General features: G+C 29.5%; 1 protein-coding gene. It reads left to right on the forward strand.

From position 1 onward, the window contains the following. The first annotated feature begins 219 nt into the window (after positions 1–219). Complete coding sequence (locus H527_RS0118700; protein WP_027414054.1) at positions 220–984, forward strand: DUF4932 domain-containing protein; 765 nt, start codon at positions 220–222, stop codon at positions 982–984. The last annotated feature ends 281 nt before the right edge of the window (positions 985–1,265 follow it).

Below are 1,265 nucleotides of genomic sequence, written 5' to 3' on the forward strand. Positions count from 1 at the left end.
GGATATAAAACTCCTCTAGAAGTAGAAATACAATATTGGAAAAATAATAAAAAAGTGGCTTGAGAAAATAGTCCCAAATTTAGTAGGTAGTCCAGACCTTGCCAAACAGAATATTTAAAACGAGTTAACGAACAATTTCTTCAGTATAAAAGTCATCCATTAATAAATTGGGTTTACGAGGATGATAACATTGGAATTGATTTTTCTACAATTGGATTAATGTTTAAGGACTTACAAACATTTGAATTTGACACCACTTACACAAAAGAATTAAAATATTATGGCTTGAACACAAAAACACTTGATTCTGTAAAGCCTATGATGTTAGATTTTTATAAAAAATCAAATTTCAATGAATTCTATAAAAGCAATAGGAATTATTATAATCAGGCTATTTCTCAAATAGAAAAGCAAGTTTCTGACGAAAAATTATTTGATAAGGTTATGTCCTTTTATCAAATAAAAGAAAAAGACTTGGAGCTGATTGTATTTGTGGAATTGACAAATAGTGCTAATAATAAAGCAATGGATTTCTACGACAATTATAACCCAAAAAAACGAGCAATCATTTTAGCAAACTATTGTGAATTATATACTGAACCGAATTCTTCTAATGAAATTATGGAATTAGATAATTCAACACGAGGAGTTTTGTATCACGAAATTTCGCATCTTGTTACAAATAAATTACTTGATAAACATATTGGCAACTTAAGTCAATACAATTCTATTTGTGAAGATTGTAATAACATTCAAATTACGGATAAAGTTGACCATATGATTGTCTATCCATTACAAGCAATTATGATGGAAAGATTTGACAAAAATAGTAGAGGAAGTGATTTTTACTTAACCAAATGTACAGATGTAAGAAAAGAAATTTATCAAAGATTGACGAAATATAGACCAGAGAATAAAGTACCTTTTGAGAAAACTTATATTGATTGTGTTAATTTGATAAAAGAATCAGCATCCGAAAAATAACGTGTGGTAACAACGTATATAGCTCATAGCTAATTAGTTGCTTAATCGAAGTTAAGACATATTTGGAAAGTCGCCAAATTTTTAAATTTGACGATTTCCAATAAAAAAGATAAATAGTAAAATTTAAAAATTCGGCTTGTGCTTAATCCGAATAATAATCGCTAATTTACACGCTACGAGCCATATGTGTGCCGAGAGTAACGAAGGGCTGAAAACGTTACGTAACTGTTAATAAGATGGTGGAACCGACCCACTGGTGTTGTTTTACAGGAGAGAACATC

Origin of the sequence: Aquimarina muelleri DSM 19832 (assembly GCF_000430665.1) — a bacterium.
Classification (GTDB): Bacteria; Bacteroidota; Bacteroidia; order Flavobacteriales; family Flavobacteriaceae; genus Aquimarina; species Aquimarina muelleri.